This is a genomic window from Streptomyces himalayensis subsp. himalayensis, assembly GCF_013778455.1.
GTDB classification, from domain to species: Bacteria; Actinomycetota; Actinomycetes; order Streptomycetales; family Streptomycetaceae; genus Streptomyces; species Streptomyces himalayensis.
Genome location: NZ_JACEHE010000001.1, coordinates 677,884 through 695,742 on the forward strand (window position 1 = coordinate 677,884; position 17,859 = coordinate 695,742).

16 protein-coding genes and 1 pseudogene are annotated in these 17,859 nt (G+C 69.9%); 7 read left to right on the top strand and 10 right to left on the bottom strand.

Annotated features, from left to right (window positions below; genetic code table 11):
- Positions 1–237 precede the first annotated feature (237 nt).
- The 3 genes from H1D24_RS02985 to H1D24_RS02995 are packed head-to-tail and all read left to right on the top strand — an operon-like array spanning position 238 to position 4,105.
- Positions 238–1,347, top strand: a complete 1,110-nt coding sequence (locus H1D24_RS02985; protein WP_181655907.1) for a thiamine ABC transporter substrate-binding protein — start codon at positions 238–240, stop codon at positions 1,345–1,347.
- The gene (locus tag H1D24_RS02990; protein ID WP_374064102.1) at positions 1,323–3,029 is read left to right on the top strand and encodes an ABC transporter permease; all 1,707 of its coding nucleotides are present in this window, start codon (positions 1,323–1,325) and stop codon (positions 3,027–3,029) included. The genes H1D24_RS02985 and H1D24_RS02990 overlap by 25 nt, the downstream gene beginning before the upstream one ends.
- 8 nt (positions 3,030–3,037) lie before the next feature.
- Positions 3,038–4,105, top strand: coding sequence for an ABC transporter ATP-binding protein (locus tag H1D24_RS02995; RefSeq protein ID WP_309484180.1), 1,068 nt, complete (start codon positions 3,038–3,040; stop codon positions 4,103–4,105).
- 151 nt (positions 4,106–4,256) lie between these two features.
- Here the strand turns inward: H1D24_RS02995 and H1D24_RS03000 are convergent, their stop codons facing one another.
- From H1D24_RS03000 to H1D24_RS03020, 5 genes are all read right to left on the bottom strand, one after another.
- Positions 4,257–4,664, bottom strand: coding sequence for a VOC family protein (locus H1D24_RS03000; protein ID WP_181655726.1), 408 nt, complete (start codon positions 4,662–4,664; stop codon positions 4,257–4,259).
- A gap of 203 nt (positions 4,665–4,867) precedes the next feature.
- The gene (locus tag H1D24_RS03005; protein WP_181655727.1) at positions 4,868–6,031 is read right to left on the bottom strand and encodes a hypothetical protein; all 1,164 of its coding nucleotides are present in this window, start codon (positions 6,029–6,031) and stop codon (positions 4,868–4,870) included.
- Complete coding sequence (locus H1D24_RS03010; RefSeq protein WP_181655728.1) at positions 6,013–6,750, bottom strand: ABC transporter ATP-binding protein; 738 nt, start codon at positions 6,748–6,750, stop codon at positions 6,013–6,015. Before H1D24_RS03010 ends, H1D24_RS03005 begins: the two co-directional genes overlap by 19 nt.
- Positions 6,751–6,929: 179 nt before the next feature.
- A complete protein-coding gene (locus H1D24_RS03015; RefSeq protein WP_181655729.1) occupies positions 6,930–8,309 on the bottom strand; it encodes an aspartate aminotransferase family protein in 1,380 nt (459 codons plus the stop codon).
- Positions 8,294–8,860 (bottom strand): Lrp/AsnC family transcriptional regulator, encoded by a 567-nt coding sequence (locus H1D24_RS03020; protein WP_181655730.1) that lies wholly within the window; start codon positions 8,858–8,860, stop codon positions 8,294–8,296. Before H1D24_RS03020 ends, H1D24_RS03015 begins: the two co-directional genes overlap by 16 nt.
- A 164-nt stretch (positions 8,861–9,024) precedes the next feature.
- On the opposite strand from H1D24_RS03020, the gene H1D24_RS03025 reads away from it, so the two are divergent.
- Entirely contained in the window at positions 9,025–10,464 is a 1,440-nt protein-coding gene (locus H1D24_RS03025) for a gamma-aminobutyraldehyde dehydrogenase (RefSeq protein ID WP_181655731.1), read from the top strand.
- A gap of 71 nt (positions 10,465–10,535) precedes the next feature.
- On the opposite strand, the gene H1D24_RS03030 is transcribed toward H1D24_RS03025, so the two are convergent.
- Both H1D24_RS03030 and H1D24_RS03035 read right to left on the bottom strand, forming a co-directional pair.
- On the bottom strand, positions 10,536–10,943 hold the full coding sequence (locus tag H1D24_RS03030; RefSeq protein ID WP_181655732.1) for a type II toxin-antitoxin system VapC family toxin: 408 nt from the start codon (positions 10,941–10,943) through the stop codon (positions 10,536–10,538).
- Positions 10,940–11,218 carry a type II toxin-antitoxin system Phd/YefM family antitoxin gene (locus H1D24_RS03035; protein ID WP_181655733.1) on the bottom strand — a complete coding sequence of 93 codons (279 nt, stop codon included), beginning with the start codon at positions 11,216–11,218 and terminating at the stop codon, positions 10,940–10,942. Before H1D24_RS03035 ends, H1D24_RS03030 begins: the two co-directional genes overlap by 4 nt.
- 263 nt (positions 11,219–11,481) lie before the next feature.
- On the opposite strand from H1D24_RS03035, the gene H1D24_RS03040 reads away from it, so the two are divergent.
- Both H1D24_RS03040 and H1D24_RS03045 read left to right on the top strand, forming a co-directional pair.
- Positions 11,482–12,009, top strand: a complete 528-nt coding sequence (locus H1D24_RS03040; protein ID WP_181655734.1) for a hypothetical protein — start codon at positions 11,482–11,484, stop codon at positions 12,007–12,009.
- 637 nt (positions 12,010–12,646) lie between these two features.
- Positions 12,647–14,302 (top strand): RNA polymerase sigma factor, encoded by a 1,656-nt coding sequence (locus H1D24_RS03045; protein ID WP_181655908.1) that lies wholly within the window; start codon positions 12,647–12,649, stop codon positions 14,300–14,302.
- 42 nt (positions 14,303–14,344) lie between these two features.
- Here H1D24_RS03045 and H1D24_RS03050 read toward each other — a convergent pair whose 3' ends face one another.
- Positions 14,345–15,076 (bottom strand): glycerophosphodiester phosphodiesterase, encoded by a 732-nt coding sequence (locus H1D24_RS03050; protein WP_181655735.1) that lies wholly within the window; start codon positions 15,074–15,076, stop codon positions 14,345–14,347.
- Positions 15,077–15,144: 68 nt separating this feature from the next.
- Positions 15,145–16,280: pseudogene (locus H1D24_RS03055) on the bottom strand (adenosine deaminase).
- A gap of 74 nt (positions 16,281–16,354) precedes the next feature.
- Here H1D24_RS03055 and H1D24_RS03060 point away from each other — a divergent pair.
- Positions 16,355–17,152 (top strand): DUF4190 domain-containing protein, encoded by a 798-nt coding sequence (locus tag H1D24_RS03060; RefSeq protein ID WP_181655737.1) that lies wholly within the window; start codon positions 16,355–16,357, stop codon positions 17,150–17,152.
- Between the two features lie 86 nt (positions 17,153–17,238).
- Here H1D24_RS03060 and ybiA read toward each other — a convergent pair whose 3' ends face one another.
- Positions 17,239–17,802 carry a riboflavin biosynthesis intermediates N-glycosidase gene (gene ybiA / locus H1D24_RS03065; protein WP_181655738.1) on the bottom strand — a complete coding sequence of 188 codons (564 nt, stop codon included), beginning with the start codon at positions 17,800–17,802 and terminating at the stop codon, positions 17,239–17,241.
- Between the last annotated feature and the right edge of the window lie 57 nt (positions 17,803–17,859).

Sequence of the window (17,859 nt, forward strand, 5' to 3'; positions counted from 1 at the left end):
ATGCCGATGTCTCCACATCGACATCTTCATATTCCGACAGGGGAGCGCCACAGCGCTGAGAGTGCGGCAGCCGGGGAACCGGTGGGCTGCAGACCCTCTGAACCTCGCCCGGGTCATTCCGGGTAGGAAGTTCGGTCTCTACTCAAGCTGTTGCGCCCTGCCCGCGAACCCTGAGGGGTTGCGGGCAGGGCCGCGTCTCTTCCTGGTCATCCCAGGAGGAAAAACTCAGTGAGCTCAGTGAGCACCAGCAAGGTCACCGGCAAGGTCACCCGTAAGAAGATCACGGCCGTCAGCCTGGTCACAGGACTCGGCCTCCTCACGCTCTCCGCATGCGGCGGCTCCGACGGCGAGTCCGCCACGTCGGATGCGAAGACCGTGACGCTCGTCAGCCACGACTCCTTCGCCGCGTCCAAGGACGTTCTGAAGGAGTTCGAGAAGCAGTCCGGCTACAAGGTCAAGGTGCTGAAGGACGGCGACGCCGGGCAGGCGGTCAACAAGGCGATCCTGACCAAGGACAATCCGCAGGGCGACGTGTTCTTCGGGGTCGACAACACGCTGCTGTCCCGCGCGCTCGACAACGGGCTCTTCCAGCCGTACGAGGCCAAGGGGCTCGAGTCCGTCGCCGAGGACGTGCAACTCGACAAGGACAAGCACCGCGTCACACCGATCGACTCGGGCGAGATCTGCGTCAACTACGACAAGAAGTACTTCGCCGATCACAAGCTGGACCCGCCGGAGTCCTTCGACGACCTGACCGAGCCCGCGTACAAGAATCTGCTGGTCACCGAGAACGCCGCGACGTCCTCGCCCGGCCTCGGCTTCCTGCTCGGCACCGCCGCGCACTACGGCGACGACGGCTGGCAGGACTACTGGAAGAAGCTGAAGGCCAACGGCGTCAAGGTCGTCGACGGCTGGGAGCAGGCGTACAACGAGGAGTTCTCCGGTTCCGCAGGCGGCAAGCAGGCGGGAGGCGACCGGCCGCTGGTCGTCTCGTACGCCTCGTCGCCGCCCGTCGAGGCCATCTACTCCGACCCGCAGCCGAAGACCGCGCCGACGGGTGTTGCGACCGGCACCTGCTTCCGGCAGATCGAGTTCGCGGGGCTGCTCAGCAACGCGGGCAACGAGAAGGGCGGCGAGGCCCTGCTGGACTTCCTGATCGGCAAGAGGTTCCAGGAGGACATGCCGCTGAACATGTTCGTGGACCCTGTGCGGGAGGACGTCCAGGCGCCCGCGGACTTCGTCAAGTACGCCGTCAAGGTCGACGATCCGGAGACGATGGCGCCGGACACGATCGCCGACAACCGTGACCAGTGGGTCAGGTCGTGGACGTCGCTCGTACTGAAGTAAGGGCCGGTAAGGGCCGACGTCTCGGCCTGAGCCCGAGCCGCGGGAGCCTCGCGCGGCTCGGCCTCATGGCCCTGCCCGTCGCGTTCTTCGCGGCCTTCTTCGCCTACCCGGTCGCGGCGATCGTGGCGCGCGGCCTCAAGGTTGACGGTGCCTGGCAGTTCGGCCGTATCGCCGAGGTCGTGAGCCAGCCGGACATCCGGCACGTGCTGTGGTTCACGACCTGGCAGGCCCTCGCATCGACCGCGCTCACCCTGCTGATCGCGCTCCCGGCGGCGTATGTCTTCGCGCGGTTCGACTTCCCCGGCAAGCAGGTGCTGCGGGCGGTCGTCACCGTGCCGTTCGTGCTGCCCACCGTCGTGGCCGGTACGGCGTTCCTGGCGCTGCTGGGGAGGGGCGGGCTGCTCGACGAGATGTGGGGGGTGCGCCTGGACACGACGGTATGGGCGATCCTCCTCGCGCATGTGTTCTTCAACTACGCGGTGGTCGTCCGTACCGTCGGCGGGCTGTGGAGCCAGCTGGATCCGCGCCAGGAGGAGGCCGCGCGGGTCCTCGGCGCCTCGCGGTTCGCGGCCTGGCGGAAGGTGACGCTGCCCGCGCTCGCGCCCGCCGTCGCCGCCGCCTCGCTGATGGTCTTCCTCTTCACCTTCACCTCCTTCGGCATCGTCCAGATCCTGGGCGGCCCTGCGTACTCGACGCTGGAGGTGGAGATCTACCGGCAGACGTCGCAGATCTTCGACCTGTCCACGGCGGCGGTGCTGACGCTTGTGCAGTTCGCCGCGGTCGGCGCGATTCTCGCGGTCCATGCCTGGACGGTGCGCCGCCGGGAGACCGCGCTGCGACTGGTGGACGCCGCGAGCACCACCCACAGGCCGCGCGGCTCCGGACAGCGGGCCCTCCTCGGCGGAGTCCTGCTCACCATCGCCGCGCTGATCCTGCTGCCGCTCGGAGTGCTGGTCCAACGGTCGTTCAAGGGACCCGACGGCTACGGCTTCACGTACTTCCGGGCGCTGACCTCGGCGGACGGCGGCGCCTTCCTCGTGCCACCCATCGACGCGGTCGGGAACTCCCTGCAGTACGCGCTCGCGGCGACCGCCATCGCCGTGCTGGTCGGCGGCCTGGCCGCGGCCGCCCTCACCCGACGCGCGGGCCGTTTCGTACGCGGCTTCGATGCGCTGCTGATGCTGCCGCTCGGCGTCTCGGCCGTCACCGTCGGCTTCGGTTTCCTCATCGCGTTGGACGAACCGCCGCTGGATCTGCGCGCTTCCTGGATCCTGGTGCCGCTCGCCCAGGCGCTGGTCGGCGTGCCCTTCGTCGTACGCACCATGCTGCCCGTCCTGCGAGCGGTGGACGAACGGCTGCGGGAGGCGGCGGCCGTGCTCGGGGCCTCGCCCTGGCGGGTGTGGCGCGAGGTCGACCTGCCGATGGTGCGGCGGGCGCTGCTCGTCGCGGCCGGCTTCGCCTTCGCCGTGTCCCTGGGCGAGTTCGGCGCCACGGTCTTCATCGCGCGGCCCGACAACCCGACGCTGCCGGTTGCCGTGGCCCGGCTCCTGGGACGCGCGGGGGAGCTCAACTACGGCCAGGCGATGGCTCTTTCGACGATCCTGATGGTGGTGTGCGCGGTGTCGCTGCTCCTCCTCGAACGTGTCCGGACCGTTTCCACGGCTTCCACGGGGGAGTTCTGATGCCGCCGGTGTCCACATCCACTGAAGCCACTGCCGTGTCGGGCGCCGCTCAGGCCTTGCTGCGGCTCGAGGGGGCGACCGTGCGGTTCGGCGCCCGCGCCGCGCTCGACTCCGTCGATCTCGATGTCGCCGAGCACGAGATCGTGTGCGTGCTGGGGCCGAGCGGCAGCGGCAAGTCGACGCTGCTGCGGGTGGTCGCCGGACTGCAGGAGCTGGATTCGGGCCGGGTGTTCCTGGACGGCCGCGACCAGTCCGGGGTGGCCGCACACCGGCGGGGCGTGGGACTGATGTTCCAGGACCACCAGCTGTTCCCGCAGCGGGACGTCGGCGGCAACGTAGCCTTCGGGCTCCGGATGCACGGCGCCTCGCGGGCCGAACAGGACGTACGCGTCGAGGACTTGCTGGAGCTCGTGGGCCTGCCCGGGGCGTCCCGGCGCACTGTCGCCGCGCTCTCCGGAGGCGAACAGCAGCGAGTCGCGCTGGCTCGCGCACTGGCGCCCCGCCCCCGCCTGCTCATGCTCGACGAGCCGCTCGGCCAGCTCGACCGGTCCCTGCGCGAACGCCTCGTCGTCGAACTCCGCGAGCTCTTCACGGAGCTGGGCACCACCGTGCTGGCCGTCACTCACGACCAGGGTGAGGCCTTCGCGCTCTCCGACCGCGTCGTGGTGATGCGCGACGGGCGGATCGCCCAGTCAGGCACGCCGCTCGAGGTGTGGCAGAACCCGGTGGACGAGTTCGTCGCGCGCTTCCTCGGCTTCGACAACGTGGTGGAGGCGACGGTCGGCACCGGGTCCGCGGACACCCCCTGGGGCAAGGTGCCCGTACCCGGAGGGACCCCGCAGGGCGACTGCAAGCTGCTCGTGCGCCCCGCGGGGGTCCGGCTCGTGCCTGCGCGCGAAGGGCTCGTCTGCACGGTGGCAGCACGCACCTTCCGCGGCACCCATGTCGCCGTACATCTCCAGCCGCGGGACGCGCCGCCGCGACTGGAGGCGGCGTGCGCGCTGCGGGACGCGCCGGAGCCCGGAGCCGAGGTCGGCGTCGCGTTCGACGCGCAGGAGATCGTCGTGCTGCGGTGATCCTGCGGTACGTGCTGCGGTGATCCTGCGGTACGTGCGGACGTGAGATCCTGCGGTACGTGCGGACGCGAAGCCTCCCCGACGCCTGCCGGGCTCCTGCCGCGGGACCACCCTGTGAGCCCTGTGAGCCGGGTGAGCCTTGTGAGCCCTGTCAGCCCTGGACCTGCGACGGATCCATCCACATGACCTCCCACGTGTGACCGTCGAGGTCGTCGAACGCCCGGCCGTACATCGTGCCGTAGTCCTGCGTCTCGCCCGACACCGAGCCGCCGGCCGCCACCGCCTTCTCGACCAGCTCGTCGACCTTCTCGCGGCTCTCGGCGCTCAGACACAGCAGCACCTCGCTGGTCTTCGTCGAGTCGGCGATCTCCTTCTTCGTGAAGTCCTGGTAGCGCGGCTTGCTCAGGAGCATCGCAATGATCGTGTCGCTGATCACCACGCAGGCGCAGTCGTCGGTGGTGAACTGAGGGTTGATCGTGTAGCCGAGCTCCGTGAAGAACTTCTTCGAGGCGTCGACGTCGTTCACGGCCAGGTTGACGAAGATCATCTGCTGGTACATCAGGGTCTCTCCCGTTTGTGTGAGGTGCGGTACGGGGGGATAGACCGGGGCCCGGCACAGAACTCATCGGTGCCGGGCACTTTCTTGCTCAGGAAATCAGCGGCCTCGCTCGGGAGACCACAGGGGCCTCGCTCGGGACATCACAGCGGCCATCGCTCGGGACATCACCAGCGGCCTCGCTCGGGAAATGACAGCGGCCTCGCTCAGGACATCAGCGGGACCGCCGACAGCTCCGCAACCGCCCAGGTCAGTGGCCCGAACACGACGAACAGCGTGCCCGCTCGCAGCGACGCCGCCCCGCGCAGCATCTTCTCGGGCGCACCCATCTGTGTCAGTGCCGCCGTCGTGTCCGCGTGGAACTGCCTGGACTCGACCGCGGCCGTCAGCAGCGTCGCGACGGCGCAGACCGCGACCACCAGTGCCCCGAGGAGGGTGAGCGGACCGATTTCCAGCTGATCCCCGCTGTACAGCCGGCCGGCGGCGTACAGCCCGGAGGCCACCGCGCACACCAGGCCGAGCGGCCGTCCGATGCGCTGTGCCTCCGTCTGCAGCACACGGCCCGCGAGCACCCGCAGTGCACCGGGCCGCACCGCCTGCAGCATCCGGCCGCACAGATGAGTGAGGCCCGGCCCGGACAGCGCAAGACCGAGTGCGGTGAGGCACCAGCCGACGATCGCTCCTGTGGAGCTGCCGCCGAGGCCTCCCGCCCCCGGCAGACCGGCCGCACCGGTGCGCGGACCGGCGTACATCTCCGCGGCGAGGCCGACGGCGAGCAGGGCCACTCCCCAGGACAGCCCGCCCGGGGCGGGCAGCGGCGTCCGCGGCCCGATCGGTTCGGGTGTCTCTGTGGCCTTGCGGGCACCTGGGCGCAGAACGAAGACGGCAGCGATGGACGCGGTCAAGGGGACGAGTGCGAGCAGGGTGATCACGGCGGGTACCGGCAAGGGCTGGTGGGCGGCGAGGAGTTCGGCCGCGGCACCGTCGAACGGCATCCCTGTCAGATCGCCGCGCAGATGCAGGAAGAACAGCAGCGCCAGCAGCGAGCCGAGGGAGCAGGCCAGCGTGGTGGACGTCACCGCCAGCATCATCAGCCGGACCGGGCCGAGCCCGATCGCCGAGAGCCCGGTGCGGGGGCGGGCGCCCGGGTCGCTGCGGGCCACCGAGACGGCGAAGTACACGGTGGCGGCGAGCGGCACCATGCACCAGGCGAGACGGGCGGCGGATTCCGTGGGCGCTTCGGGATGCCCCATCGCGTACCCCAGCGCGCACAGCAGCAGGAAACCGGTGCCGGCGGAGGCGACCGAGACCAGCAGTCTGCTGAGCTGGACGAGGGGCCTGGCGCCGCGGGCTAGACGGAGAGCGAGCACGCGGCAGAGCCTTCCGCGTCGGCGTCAGTGGGCAGGTTGACCGTGTTCACGCGCCGCCCGTCGAGCAGCGACACCGTGCGGTCCGCGACGGATGCGATCCCCGGGTCGTGCGTGGCCAGTACGACCGTGATGCCGTGCGAGCGGGCCGCGGCGGTCAGCGTGTGCAGGACCTGGGCGCGGTCGGCGCGGTGCAGCGGCGCGGTGGGCTCGTCGGCGAAGAGCACGGTCGGCGTGGTGATCAGGGCGCGGGCGATCGCGATGCGCTGCCGCTCGGCCTGCAGGAGGGCATGCGGCCGCTTGGGGGCGCACTCCTCGATGTCCAGGCGCTCCAGCCACTCCAGGGCGGCGGTCCTGGAGACACGGCGTGAGATGCCGCGCAGCATCAGCGGCAGCGCCGCGTTCTCCCAGGCCTTCAGCTCCGGTACGAGATGGGGGACCGGGTCGATCCAGCCGAACCGTTCCCGCCGCAGCTGCTCCCGGACGATCGGGCTCATGTTGTGCACAGGTGCGCCGTTGAACCAGACCTCGCCCTGCTCGGGCACGAACTGGCCGGACAGGCACCGCAGCAGCGTCGTCTTTCCGCTGCCGCGGGGGCCGACGACGGCGAGGATCTCACGCTCGCGGACGCTGACCGAGACACCGGCCAGCGCGGGGGAACCGTTGTGGGAGAAGTGCAGGGAACGTGCCCAGATCACGTCGTTGTCCGGCGGGGCCACCATGGCGAACACCTCGGTTCAGTTCGGTTGTCGCGTCCCCCGCACGGGGGAACGAAGGCGGGACCGATGGGTTACTGCACCGTAGGGATTCGGAGCCGGGGTCCTGGGAAGCACACGGCCCGGGTGCGCCCTTCTCACTCGAAAAGGGGCACCCGGGCCATGGGAACCGGGGGACGACCGGATCAGATCTTCGTCCAGGCCTCCGTGAGCACCCGGCGGATGATCGACTCGATCTCGTCGAACGTCGCCTGGTCCGCGGTCAGCGGCGGCGACAGCTGGATGACCGGGTCACCGCGGTCGTCGGCGCGGCAGTAAAGGCCGTACTCGAAGAGCTTCTTGGAGACGAAGCCGTAGAGGATGCGCTCCGACTCCTCGTCCGTGAAGGACTCCTTGGTGGCCTTGTCCTTGACGAGCTCGATGCCGTAGAAGAAACCGTTGCCGCGGACGTCGCCGACGATCGGCAGGTCGTGCAGCTTCTCCAGGGTCGCCCGGAAGGCGTCCTCGTTGTCCAGCACGTGCTGGTTGAGGCCCTCCTGCTCGAAGATGTCGAGGTTGGCGAGCGCCACGGCGGCGGAGACCGGGTGGCCGCCGAACGTGTAGCCGTGCAGGAACGTGTTGTCGCCCTTGTAGAACGGCTCGGCGAGGCGGTCGGAGACGATGCACGCGCCGATGGGGGAGTAGCCGGACGTCATGCCCTTGGCGCAGGTGATCATGTCCGGGACGTAGCCGAACTTGTCGCACGCGAACATCGTGCCGAGGCGGCCGAAGGCGCAGATGACCTCGTCCGACACGAGCAGCACGTCGTACTGGTCGCAGATCTCGCGTACGCGCTGGAAGTAGCCGGGCGGCGGAGGGAAGCAGCCGCCGGCGTTCTGCACCGGCTCCAGGAAGACGGCCGCGACCGTCTCCGGGCCCTCGAAGAGGATCTGCTGCTCGATCTGGTCGGCGGCCCAGCGGCCGAAGGCCTCGGGGTCGTCGCCGAAGATCGGGGCGCGGTAGATGTTCGTGTTCGGCACCTTGTGCGCGCCCGGGACGAGCGGCTCGAAGGGGGCCTTCAGGCCGGGCAGGCCGGTGATGGACAGGGCGCCCTGCGGGGTGCCGTGGTAGGCGACGGCCCGCGAGATGACCTTGTACTTGGTCGGCTTGCCCTGGAGCTTGAAGTACTGCTTGGCGAGCTTCCAGGCGGTCTCGACCGCCTCGCCGCCGCCGGTGGTGAAGAAGACCTTGTTGAGGTCACCAGGTGCGTGGCCCGCGAGGCGCTCGGCGAGCTCGATCGCCTTGGGGTGGGCGTACGACCAGATGGGGAAGAAGGCCAGCTCCTGCGCCTGCTTGAAGGCCGTCTCGGCGAGCTCGGTGCGGCCGTGGCCCGCCTGCACCACGAACAGGCCGGCCAGGCCGTCGAGGTAGCGCTTGCCCTTGTCGTCGTAGATGTAGGTTCCCTCGCCCCGCACGATGGTCGGCACGGGCGCGTTCTCGTACGAGGACATGCGGGTGAAGTGCATCCACAGGTGGTCGTACGCGGCTTTGCTGAGGTCCTTGCTCACGGCTATCGGGTTCCCCACATATAGGTCTGCTTCTTGAGCTTGAGGTAGACGAAGCTCTCGGTGGAGCGCACTCCGGGAATGGCCCGGATGCGTTTGTTGATGACGTCCAGAAGGTGGTCGTCGTCCTCACAGACGATCTCCACCAGGAGGTCGAACGAGCCCGCCGTCATCACCACGTACTCGACTTCCGACATGGCCGTCAGTTCTTCCGCCACAGGGTCCAGGTCGCCCTCGACGTTGATCCCGACCATCGCCTGCCGGCGGAAGCCCACGGTGAGCGGGTCCGTGACGGCGACGATCTGCATGACACCCTGGTCGAGCAGCTTCTGCACCCGCTGGCGGACGGCGGCCTCCGAGAGCCCGACGGCCTTGCCGATGGCGGCGTACGGCCGGCGGCCGTCCTCCTGGAGCTGCTCGATGATGGCGAGGGAGACGGCGTCGAGCTGAGGCGATCCGTTTCCGCTCCGGGAGTCCCTGGAGCTGCTGGAGTACCTCGAGCTCCCGGGATCCTTCGCGGTCCTGGGGTCACTGGGGTCTGCACTTCGACTGGCCACGAGCTCACTGTGCACGAGGAGTCGTCACTTCCGCAAGGCCGAATCGATGAAATCCGTTGTTTACGGGGTTGTGATTAACGGAATCCGTACTTGGCTCCGGTTGGGTATGTTGAAAACGTCGGTGAACGGACCTAGGGTGGGTGTCTCACCCATTGGACATCTGACAGGAGGGTCCGGCAGTGACCACCGAACTGCGTCGTCTGCGCAACTACATCGACGGAGAGTTCAGGGACGCGGCCGACGGGCGGACCACCGAGGTGGTCAACCCCGCGACGGGCGAGGCGTACGCCACGGCGCCGCTGTCGGGGCAAGCGGACGTCGACGCCGCCATGGCCGCGGCCGCGGCAGCGTTCCCGGCCTGGCGCGACACCACGCCCGCCGAGCGCCAGAAGGCCCTCCTCAAGATCGCGGACGCGTTCGAGGAGCGGGCCGAGGAGCTCATCGCCGCCGAGGTCGAGAACACCGGCAAGCCGGTCGGTCTCACGCGCACCGAAGAGATCCCGCCCATGGTCGACCAGATCCGCTTCTTCGCGGGTGCCGCCCGGATGCTCGAGGGCCGCTCGGCCGGCGAGTACATGGAGGGCATGACCTCGATCATCCGCCGCGAGCCGGTCGGAGTCTGCGCGCAGGTCGCGCCGTGGAACTACCCGATGATGATGGCCGTGTGGAAGTTCGCCCCGGCGCTCGCCGCGGGCAACACGGTCGTCCTGAAGCCGTCGGACACCACCCCGGCGTCCACGGTCCTGATCGCCGAGATCATCGGCTCCGTCGTGCCCAAGGGCGTCTTCAACGTCATCTGCGGCGACCGTGAGACCGGCCGCATGATGGTCGAGCACCCGGTTCCGGCGATGGCCTCCATCACCGGTTCCGTACGGGCGGGCATCCAGGTCGCCGAGTCCGCCTCCAAGGACGTCAAGCGTGTCCACCTGGAGCTGGGCGGCAAGGCGCCGGTCGTGGTCTTCGAGGACACCGACATCGCCAAGGCCGTCGAGGACATCTCGGTCGCGGGCTTCTTCAACGCCGGCCAGGACTGTACGGCCGCGACCCGCGTCCTGGTCCATGAGTCGATCCACGACGAGTTCGTGGCCGCGCTGGCCAAGGCGGCCTCCGAGACGAAGACCGGCCAGCCGGACGACGAGGACGTGCTCTTCGGCCCGCTGAACAACCCCAACCAGCTCGCCCAGGTCTCCGGCTTCATCGACCGGCTCCCCGCGCACGCCAAGGTCGAGGCGGGCGGCCACCGGGTCGGCGACAAGGGCTACTTCTACGCTCCGACCGTGGTGTCCGGTGTGAAGCAGGACGACGAGATCATCCAGAAGGAGGTCTTCGGCCCGGTCATCACCGTCCAGCCCTTCACGGAGGAATCCCAGGCCGTCGAGTACGCGAACGGCGTGGAGTACGCCCTCGCGTCCTCGGTCTGGACGAAGGACCACGCGCGCGCGATGCGCATGTCCAAGGCCCTGGACTTCGGCTGCGTCTGGATCAACACGCACATCCCGCTGGTCGCCGAGATGCCGCACGGCGGCTTCAAGCAGTCCGGCTACGGCAAGGACCTGTCGGCGTACGGGTTCGAGGACTACACGCGGATCAAGCACGTGATGACGTCGCTGGACGGCTGACGGCTGGCGGCTGACGGCTGTGTCCATCACGCGGCCCCGGACAGGACTTCTCCTGTCCGGGGCCGCGCAGTTCAGGCGCCGGGCGCGGCGACGTTCAGGCCCGTTGATTCCGCGGCCTTGAGCAACCGCTGGTCGTACGTGACGAAGGTGAGCGGTTCGGCCCCCGGCTGGCCGGCGAGGAGCTGTGCGGTGGCCAGGTGGATCGCGTCGAGTGAGCGCAGATGAGGGTCGCTGTACGCGGCGGCGGTGGCCCGTACGGCTTGATCGATCTCCAGCCGGTACAACCGCGTCAGGGCGCCCGGCACTCCCGCGAGGGCCTGTGGGGAGGCCCGGCGCAGCGCGCGCGGCACCTCCACCTCGACGAGTGAGGAGGCGACCAGCGGTTCGTCCGGCCGCTCGTTCAGCCAGGTGTTGAGTTCCGCGGAGGCGTGCTCCCGGCGGACCAGCTTCACGACCGCCGCCGAGTCCAGGTAGATCACCAGCGCTCCTCGTCGCGCATCGCGGCCAGCTCGGCGGCGGCCTCCACCGCGGGGTCGCCCAGAGTCGGCGGCATCGGGACTGGACCGCTTGTGGTCGGCGCGGTTGCACGGCCCTCGGCGACGAGTCGGTCGAGCAGGGACTGCGTCGTCGTGATCGGAACCAACCGGGCCACGGCAGTACCTTTCACGGTCACCTCCAAGGACTCGCCGCGCTGCACCCGGGCGAGCACGGCGCTGGTGTTCTGGTTGAGCTCACGAACAGGGATGCGGTCCATGGTGCCAGCGTAGAACGTCTTGTTCTACGCCGGAAGGGAGCTTTCGCCCGGACGAGTGAGATCAGCCGGGCGGCCGCGCATACCTGTCTCGCCGCGGCCCGGCGGCCACGGCCGGCGCGCACGCCGTGCAGCGTCGAGTACTTGCCCGACAGCGGCGGCGGTTCTCGCGCACGGCGGAGCCGGTCGCTCCCTCCTGGCAGTGGTCGCGGCGTCCCCGACCCTTCCGAAAAGGCCTGGCAATCCCGGGCGTACGCTCTGCGGACATGAGCGAGCGAAGAGCCCTCCTGCGGGGGATACGTGTGTGGCTGGTCGTGTTCGTTGTGTGCCTCGTGCTGAGCGGGGCGACGGCCTTTCCGCTAGTGCACGAACTGCGGTGGGCGGAGGAGCTGTTGAGGTCCCTGTCCGTACCCGAGCACCTTCCCGCCCTCATGGACTGGATCGAGCACGTCCGCGACGGGCTCGACGCCACCGACGAGAAGTACCCCTTCATCCTCTACGGCACGGACTGGCTGGCCTTCGCGCATCTGGTCATCGCGGTCGCCTTCTACGGTCCGTACCGCGACCCGGTCCGCAACATCTGGGTCATCGAGTTCGGCATGATCGCCTGTGCAGGCATCATCCCGCTCGCGCTGATCTGCGGGCCGATCCGCGGGATTCCCTTCTGGTGGACCGTCATCGACATGTCGTTCGGGGTCTTCGGGGTGATCCCGCTCTATGTCGTATGGAAGAAGATCAAGCGGCTGGAGGCCCTCACTCCGACGCCTCCAGCCGCAGCGGCCCTCACCGCGTGAACTGCCACGCAACCTCGGCACGAGTGCGGGATCGCCCGTTGCCCTGGCCGCCGTCTCCGCGGTCCTCACGATCGGCCTCGCGGCCGGCCCGCTGACGGCGCCCGCCTTTGCCGCCTCCCCCGCCCTCGCCGCGTCCTCACCGCTCTGAAGATCGTGAGGATGAGAGCCGTCCACTCGCCCCTGCAGCCCGCACATGTGATCGTCGTCGGGGAGGTGCCCTTCCCTGCCTTCCTTCCGGGGGATCTCCCTCTGGGATAGGGGGCGTTAGTCGGGGCGGGCCCCTGACGGAGGCGAAGGCAGGCGAAGGGAAGGAGCCTCGGAGTGGCCGCAGTGGAGGCCAAAAAAGTGTTATCGAGGGTCCCCTGTACCCGTCTCCTGCACGGGGTCAGGACTGCGGCGTACGAGCGGTCCGCCGCAGTCCTGACCGCACGGGCGCGATAACTGGCACGGGAGCAATGAGGAATGGCCGAGCCCACCAGGGATGGCACGAGCCGCCGCAGCGTCCAGCAGAACGCGCCGGGCGCGGGGGATCGCGTATCCGACAGCTGCGGCTTCAGCGAACTCAGGTTCGGGACGTTTCCGTACGCCAAGTAACCTCTGGCGCATACGGGTGAACGGCGTGCCGGAAGGGGCGTATGTGGACGGGCGGCAGTGGCGCGGCACGATCACGGCCGCACAATCCGGGGACCGGCAGGCGCTGGACGAACTCGTGGCCGGCTGGCTGCCGCTGGTCTACAACATCGTCGGCCGGGCGCTGGGCGGCCACGCCGACGTGGACGACGTCGTGCAGGAGACCATGCTGCGTGCCGTCGACGGCCTCGGCTCGCTGCGCGACCCGGACAGCTTCCGGTCCTGGCTGGTCGCCATCGCCATGCGGCAGGTGAGGGAGCGGGCACGCCGCCGCTCGGGCACCCAGCAGCTCACCGAGGGCGCCGAATCCGCCGCCGACTTCGCCGAGCTCACGGTGTTGCGGCTCCAGCTCGAGGGGCAGCGCCGTGAGGTCGCGGAGGCGGTGCGCTGGCTCGACGACGAGGACCGGCAGCTCCTTTCGCTGTGGTGGCTGGAGGTCGCGGGCGAGCTGACCCGGCGCGAACTCGCGGCGGCCGTCGGCATCAGCAGGCAGCACGCCGCCGTACGCGTACAGCGCATGAAGGGGCGGCTGGAGACGGCGCGCGGGATAGTCCGCGCCCTGGAGTCCTCGTGCACGGAACTGCGTCAGCTGACCGTGCGCTGGGACGGGCGCACCGACTCCGTCTGGCGCAAACGTTTTGCCAGACATATCAGGGGCTGCGGGCGGTGCGGCGGGCCGAGCGAGGGGCTCGTGCCCGCCGAACGGCTGCTGGTCGGACTGGCTCTGGTGCCGGTGCCCGCCGGGTTCACCCTCTCCCTGGCACTCGGCGGCAAGACCGCCGTAGCGGCCGCCGTCCCGGTCGCCTGGTCGGCCAAGGTGATCGGCGTGCTCAGCAAGCCCGCCGTGGCGGTGACGGCGGGGGCGACGCTCGCCGCGGGCGGCGCGTACGTCGTCGTCGAGCAGCCGGACGCCCCGCCACCGCAGGCTGCCGCACCCACGGCGGCGAGCACGGCCCGCCCGCCGTTGCGAGCCCCGTCACCCACACCCACACCCACGCCGTCCCGCTCGCCGTCGCCGACGAAGAAGGCCGAGCTCTACGGCACGGTCGTCGACACCGTCGACCGGGCCCCGGACCCGAACGCACAGCCCGCGGCCCTCCCGCACCGGCCCGAGTCCGGGATCACCAGCACCTGGGGCCCGAAGGCCGTGATGCAGCACCGCGGAGAGAGCGTGACGCTCAAGGGTCAGGGCTACGTCCTCGTACGCTGGCAGATCTCGCCGAAGTACCGGCCGGGACAGGTGGTCATGCCGTCCTGGACGGGCCTGAAGGGCAAGCTCTTCCACGTGGCCTCGGGCGGTGGCCGACGGATGGACGACCCACTCGAAGGCAGCCCTGACGGCTACGCCACCGGCATGGGCGGGCCGAGCATCGGCTACGCCGTACTGCCGGACGGCACTCAGCAGATGTGGCAGAACGAGTACTTCTACGTTGACGGCACCGTCACGCTCAATCAGAACGAACGCGGCTGCGACTACGGCGTGACCGTCTTCCCGTCCAGCTGGGACTCGGTGACCGAGGACATCACGGCCGGGCCAGACCAGGGGGCGATCCGCTACGGCCTCGTTCGCGACAACGGCAAGGACACCGCCCCGGTGCCGCAGTACGTCTCGCGCGCGACCCCGGCCGATCCGGCGACGGTGCCTCAGCGGTCCCGCGTGTAGGGGCGAACCGATCCGGCACCTTGGGGCGGCCGTCCCGCCGCCTCAACTGCCCCGGCGCAGCGCGCACAGCGTGTCGATGCGGTTGGTCGTGATCGAGTCGATGCCCATATCGAGTAGGCGCCGCATGGAGCGGCGGGTGTCAGGGGTCCAGACGGACAGCAGATACCCGTCGCGGTGCACCTTGTCGGCCAGCTTCCGGTCGATCAGCCCGAAACGGTAGTTGAGCCACCGCGGCCGTATCGCGTCGAGCAGAGCGGGGCGCGGCGGCGCCAGCGTCGTCCAGGTCAGGGCGATCTCGGCGGACGGATCGGCCGCGCGGACCGCGAGCATCGCCGTCGCGCCCGCGCAGTAGTACGCCCGGTCGGCGGCGCCGCAGTCGCGGACGACGCCCACGACCGTGCGCACCGCCTTCGGCGTGGCGTCCGGCAGATCGACCATGATCCGGCTGCCGCCGGCGTTGCCGTTGCCCTTACCGTTGCCGTTTTCGCTGCCGGGCGCCGCGAGTACCTCCAGGGCCTCCACCAGTGTCGGTACGCCGTTGCCGGTGATCTCGCGCACCTCGGCGGCCGACAGCGCGGAGACCGGCCGGTCGTGCTCCCACAGCCGCTTCAGCGTCCTGTCGTGCAGCAGCACGGGGACACCGTCGCGGGTCAGGCGGACATCGAACTCGACGGCGTCCGCGCCCCGGGCGAGTGCGGAGCGCAGCGAAGGAAGCGTGTTCTCGCGGAAGCGGTACGGATCGCCGCGGTGGGCCACGGCTGTCACGGTGCGCATGCGCCCATTGTCCGCATCCGAGGCCTCCGCGACGGCACGGTCGCGGAGGCCGCCGTTACGGAGACGGATCATGCCGCGAGCCACGCCGCCGTGTACGTATCGATCTCACCGGCGATACGGGCCTTGCCGGGTGCATCGAGGAAGGATGCCTCGACGGCGTTCTTCGCGAGGGCGGCGAGCCCCTGCTCGTCGAGATCGAGGAGGCGGGCCGCGACCGCGTACTCGTTGTTGAGGTCCGTGCCGAACATCGGCGGGTCGTCGGAGTTGATCGTGACCAGGACGCCTGCCGCCACCATCTCCTTGATGGGGTGCTCGTCCAGGGTGAGGACGGCGCGGGTGGCGATGTTGGAGGTCGGGCAGACCTCCAGCGGAATGCGCTGCTCGGCGAGGTGGGCGAGCAGCTTCGGGTCCTTCGTGGCGCTCGTGCCGTGCCCGATGCGCTCAGCGCGCAGCTCGGTCAGGGCGTCCCATATCGTCCCCGGGCCCGTGGTCTCGCCCGCGTGCGGCACGGAGTGCAGGCCCGCGGCGATAGCGCGATCGAAGTACGGCTTGAACTGGGGCCGCGGCACGCCGATCTCGGGTCCGCCGAGCCCGAACGACACCAGGCCCTCCGGGCGCAGCCCGTCGGTGGTGGCGAGCCGCGCGGTCTCCTCGGCCGACTCGAGCCCCGCCTCGCCCGGGATGTCGAAGCACCACCGCAGTACGACACCGAGCTCGGCCTCGGCCGCCTTGCGGGCGTCCTCGATCGCGTCCATGAAGGCCCGCTCGTCGATGCCGCGGCGGGTCGACGAGTACGGGGTGATGGTGAGCTCGGAGTAACGCACGTTCTGCCGGGCCATGTCCCGGGCCACCTCGTACGTCAGCAGCCGCACGTCCTCGGGGGTGCGGATCAGGTCGACGACGGACAGGTACACCTTGATGAAGTGCGCGAAGTCCGTGAACGTGAAGTAATCGGCCAGGGCCTCCGGGTCGGTCGGCACCTTGGAGTCGGGGTGGCGGGCGGCGAGTTCCGAGACGATCCGGGGGGAGGCGGAGCCGACATGGTGCACGTGCAGTTCGGCCTTGGGCAGTCCGGCGATGAAGGTGTGCAGATCGCGGTGGCGGTCGTGGTCGCGGCGGTCGGTCAAGTTTCCTCCCCGGAACGGCGCCTGTCCGGTGTGCGGCGAGGCGCTGGTGATCGGCTGATCGGTGGGTCAGGGATCAGAGTAGGCGGCGGCCCGCGCCGAGCTGGCGTGGGCCTAACATGACCAGCACATACGACGAGGGGGGCTCGCCCGGATGACCGAGAACGACCAGCACATACCGGGTGATTCCGCACCGCGGGACCCGTGGGCGCCGCCTGCGGAGTCCGACCCCAAGGTCGCGCTGGGCAAGCCCCAGCAATCACAGCGCCCGCAGCCTCTGGTTCCGCCGCAGGGCGGGCAGGCTGCGCCGATTCATGAGCAGGAGACGCTCGTCGACGGCCGGGAGGGCGGTTCCTTCGCGCCGGTGGCCGGGGGGCCGGGCTGGGGTCCGGTTCCGGGTACGGGCCCTGCTCCGGGCTCGGGTCCGGTTCCGGGTCCAGGTCCGGGGCCGTTTCCGGGTCCGGGCGACGCGGTGCCCCCGGTGCCGCCTGCCCCCGGCGGTCCGGACCTGGGCTACGGGGGTCTCCCGCCCTATCCCGAGAGCTCCCGCGCGGCGGCCCAGGGATACGGCGGCTACGGCTACCCCGGCTACGGCTACCCCGGATACGGGTGGCCCGGAATGCCGGCGCAGCCCCGCAACGGGATGGGCATCGCCGCGCTGGTCCTCGGCATCCTCTCCGTCTGTCTGTTCTGTCTGTACGGCGTGGTCAGCGTCGTGCTCGGCGTCCTCGCCCTGATTTTCGGCCTGCAGGGACGCAAGCTCGCGAAGCGCGGTGAGGCCACCAACTCAGGGATGGCCGTCGCGGGGATCGTCACGGGCAGCGTCGGCATCGTGCTGGGAATGGTGATCGTGGGCCTGTTGATCTGGGGCTTCAGCCAGATGGAGCAGTACGAGGAGTCCGGCGAGAGCGACCCCTTCTCCACCTCTCTCATCGTGGGCTCCGGCCGCTGAGCCCTGCGGTCGTCCCCATCCGAATCGCCGGCGCCTGGGCAAAGGCCTGACGCACGCCCCGCCCTGACCGTTCGCCCGCCGGATCGTCAGGGCAGGCCGGCAGCCAGCCTCTTCCGCGCCTCCATCAGCGCGAAGCCCAGCAGATTCTGCCCGCGCCAGCGCTCCGGATCCCCGGCCCGCTCGTCGTCCTCGGTCAGTCCGATGCCCCATATACGGTCCCGGGGACTGGCCTCGACGAGCACACGGCCCCGCGTGGCCAGCAGGAACTCCCGCAGATCGGCGTGCGCCGCGAACTTGTGGACGCTGCCCTCCACCACGATCGCGAACCGCTCGCGCGCCCATATCGCCTCGTCGAAGCCGCGCACCAACCGCCCCGCCTTCTTCGCGGCGCCCGGCGAGGAGGCGGCCAGCGCACCCTCTTCGGCCTCCGCGTCGTCGAACAAGCGCGCCTTGGCTGCCATCATCCAGTGCTCGGCCGTCGCGTACTCCACACCGCCGACCGTGAACGAGGACGGCCACCACTGGCTCAGGCAGCTCGCGCCGATGGTCCCGTCGGGCCGCGGCCTGTGCCCCCAGAAGTGGAGGTACTTGATCCTCGCCCCCGAGCGGATCTCCCTGGTCAGGGACTCCCAAGAATCGATCGTCACCATGCGCCGAGTCTGGCAGGCACCACTGACACAACGCCTGGCTTTCCATTTCTGCCACAC

Coding starts and splice junctions, on each gene's coding strand:
- H1D24_RS03000 (WP_181655726.1), bottom strand. CDS start 4,664: ATGTACCAGCAGATGATCTTCGTCAACCTGGCCGTGAACGACGTCGAC.
- H1D24_RS03050 (WP_181655735.1), bottom strand. CDS start 15,076: ATGCGCACCGTGACAGCCGTGGCCCACCGCGGCGATCCGTACCGCTTC.
- ybiA (WP_181655738.1), bottom strand. CDS start 17,802: ATGGTGACGATCGATTCTTGGGAGTCCCTGACCAGGGAGATCCGCTCG.
- H1D24_RS03010 (WP_181655728.1), bottom strand. CDS start 6,750: ATGGTGGCCCCGCCGGACAACGACGTGATCTGGGCACGTTCCCTGCAC.
- H1D24_RS03035 (WP_181655733.1), bottom strand. CDS start 11,218: ATGGACCGCATCCCTGTTCGTGAGCTCAACCAGAACACCAGCGCCGTG.
- H1D24_RS03040 (WP_181655734.1), top strand. CDS start 11,482: ATGAGCGAGCGAAGAGCCCTCCTGCGGGGGATACGTGTGTGGCTGGTC.
- H1D24_RS03060 (WP_181655737.1), top strand. CDS start 16,355: ATGACCGAGAACGACCAGCACATACCGGGTGATTCCGCACCGCGGGAC.